The organism is Streptomyces acidicola, assembly GCF_009377235.1.
Classification (GTDB): Bacteria; Actinomycetota; Actinomycetes; order Streptomycetales; family Streptomycetaceae; genus Streptomyces; species Streptomyces acidicola.
This window is the reverse complement of the sequence record NZ_VMNX01000467.1, coordinates 1-2,631: the sequence shown is the minus strand read 5'-3', so window position 1 is coordinate 2,631 and position 2,631 is coordinate 1. Positions and strand designations below refer to the sequence as shown.

Below are 2,631 nucleotides of genomic sequence, written 5' to 3'. Positions count from 1 at the left end.
GGGGTGGTGTGGCGGGTACCGGTGGGGGAGCGGTAGGCCCGCGCTGCGGGTGTCGTGTCAGCGGGCGTACTCAGTGATCAGGCGAGCTGGGTGTGCGGCGGGAGGAGCGCGATGCCGTCGTCGTCGGCGTGGAGCAGGTCACCGGGGCTGAAGGTGATGCCGCCGAAGGTGACGGGGACGTCGAGGGCGCCGGTGGCGTTCTTGGCGCTCTTGCGGGGGATGGTGCCGAGGGCCTTGATGCCGAGCCGGAGGCCGGCGAGGGCGGCGCTGTCGCGCACGGCCCCGTGCAGGACGAGGCCGGCCCAGCCGTTGTCCTGAGCGGCCGTGGCGATGAGGTCGCCGACCAGGGCGGTGCGCAGGGAGCCCTGTCCGTCCACCACGAGGACGCTGCCGTTTCCGGGGGTGCGCAGCAGGTCGCGGAGCAGGCCGTTGTCCTCGTGGCAGGAGACGGTGCGGACCGGCCCGGCGAAGCCGCGGTGTGCGCCGAACTGGCGGAACTGCAGGTCGCAGACGCGCAGGTCGGTGCCGTGCAGGTCGACGAGGTCGGCGGTGGGGACAGGGCTGACTGATGCGGTCACGGGAGGGTGCCTTTCGCTGAAGGGCTGCCGCGTTCGGGCCGGTTCCGGCCGTCGTCAGGATGGACCGGTCGCGAGCGCGGCAGCCTGCTCGGGGGTGAGGGGACGAGTGGCGTGTCCCCGCAGGAGAAGGTGCAGTTTGGCGGTTTCCTCGAGTTCCTCGATCGCGTCGGAGGCCTTCTCCAGGGTGGCACCGGCGACGACGGGGCCGTGGTTGGCGAGGAGGATCGCGTGGTGGGTGCGGGCGGTCCGCTCGGCGAGCGGCTCCAGGCTGCTGTCGCCGGGGGCGTGGTAGGGCAGCAGGGGCAGGGTGCCCACGCGCATGGCGTAGTACGCGGTCAGCGGGGGCAGGGCGTCGGCGGAATCGACGCCGTCCAGGCAGGAGACAGCGGTGGCATGGGTGGAGTGCAGGTGAACCACCGCGTGGACGGAGGGCCGGGACCGGTAGAAGGCGGCGTGCAGGAACGCCTCCTTGGTCGGCCGGGGCCCGTCCAGGTGCCGGCCGGTGAGGTCGGTGCGGGACAGGTCGGCTTCTTCGACGGTGCCCAGGCTGGACCCGGTGGGAGTGAGCAGAAGGCTGCCGTCCGCCAGACGGACGGACAGGTTGCCGGTGGAACCGTGGGTCAGGCCGCGGGTGAACAGGGAGCGGGCGGTGCGCACGAGCAGCGCGCGGGCGGCCTTCTCGTCGTTGTAGGCGGTGTTGTAGGCGGTCACGTCTGCTCCTTGTCGGTGTCCTTGCCCATGTCCGTGCCAGCGGTGCTGAGGGCGCGGGTGAACAGGTCCGGTGCGCCGAAGTTGCCGGACTTGAGCATGAGGGCCAGATCGCCCGCCTCGGGTGTGGCGTGGGTCCACGGCACTCCGGGATCGGCTTCGTCGCCGATCAGCACCGCGCGGATGCCCAGGGCGGTGGTGACGGCGCCGGATGTTTCCCCGCCCGCGACGAGCAGGCGTCGCACTCCGCGTTCGACGAGGTGGGAGGCGAGGGTGCCGAGGAGTTCCTCGACCTGGGCGGCGGCTTCGGCGACGCCCAGCTGGGCCTGGACGGCGGCGAGTTCTTCCGGTGCGGCGGAGGCGTGGATCAGGACGGGCAGGCCGGGGTCCTGGGCGTCGTACCAGGTGAGGGCCTCGCCGGTGACGTCGCGGCCGGCTGCGGCGGCCAGCACGTCGAGGTGGAGGGAGGGCAGGCCGGCGGCATAGAAGTGGGCGATCTGTTCCAGGGTGCGGGCTGAGCAACTGCCTGCCAGCACAGCGGCGCGGACCTGCTGCGGCAAGGGGACGTCGGCGGCGGGGCCCGCGGTGGGGTAGGCGTGGCCGAGCCCTTCCGCCAGCCCTGCGGCCCCCGCCACGACGGGGAGTTCGAGGGCAGCGGCGCCCAGGACGGCCAGATCGTCGTCGGTGAGGGCGTCAGCGATGATGTGCCGGGCACCGGCCTGCTGGTGCGCGGTGAAGGCGTCGCGGACGGCATCGACGCCGCGGCGCACGGTCGGCCAGTCGATCAGGGCGACCCGGTGAGGGGTCTGCGCGGACAGCAGGCGCACCAGGGCGGAGTCCGTCATGGGGTTGAGGGGATGGTGACGCAGGGGTGAGTCCGACAGCAGTTGGTCATGGACGAACAGGTGGCCCTGGTACACGGTGCGGCCGTTGGGCGGGGACGCCGGGCAGTGCAGGGTGGCTGCCCCTCCGGCGGCGTGCACGAGGGCGTCGGTGACCGGGCCGATGTTGCCCTGGGGAGTGGAGTCGAAGGTGGAGCAGTACTTGAAGTAGATCTGTGCCGCGCCCTTCGCCCACAGCCAGCGCTGGGCGGTGACGGAGTCGGCGACGGCCTCGTCGGCCGGGGTGGAGCGGGACTTGAGGGCGACGACGGCGGCGTCGCACTCGGCGGGCAGCGCGGTGCCGGCGTCCGGGGTGCCGAAGACCAGGGCGGTGCGCAGGCCGGCGCGCCGGAAGGCGGCGGCGACATCGGTGCCGCCGGTGAAGTCGTCGGCTATGCAGCCGATGCGCAGGGTCATGGTCGTGGTCTCTCCTCGGGCGTGCGGGTGGAGGACGGGGTCCGGGG

General features: G+C 73.0%; 3 protein-coding genes. All 3 read right to left on the bottom strand.

All coding sequences use genetic code 11. The features are described 5' to 3' along the window. Positions 1 to 77: 77 nt before the first annotated feature. From rraA to otnK, 3 genes are read right to left on the bottom strand one after another with little or no spacing between them, the layout of a single operon-like run. Positions 78 to 578: a ribonuclease E activity regulator RraA gene (rraA, locus tag FPZ41_RS46035; protein ID WP_322621588.1), complete on the bottom strand. Its 501-nt coding sequence runs from the start codon at positions 576 to 578 to the stop codon at positions 78 to 80. Between the two features lie 54 nt (positions 579 to 632). Further along, positions 633 to 1,289: a 3-oxo-tetronate 4-phosphate decarboxylase gene (otnC, locus tag FPZ41_RS46030; RefSeq protein WP_322621587.1), complete on the bottom strand. Its 657-nt coding sequence runs from the start codon at positions 1,287 to 1,289 to the stop codon at positions 633 to 635. Next, positions 1,286 to 2,584 (bottom strand): 3-oxo-tetronate kinase, encoded by a 1,299-nt coding sequence (otnK, locus tag FPZ41_RS46025; protein ID WP_152870805.1) that lies wholly within the window; start codon positions 2,582 to 2,584, stop codon positions 1,286 to 1,288. The genes otnC and otnK overlap by 4 nt, the downstream gene beginning before the upstream one ends. Positions 2,585 to 2,631 lie beyond the last annotated feature (47 nt).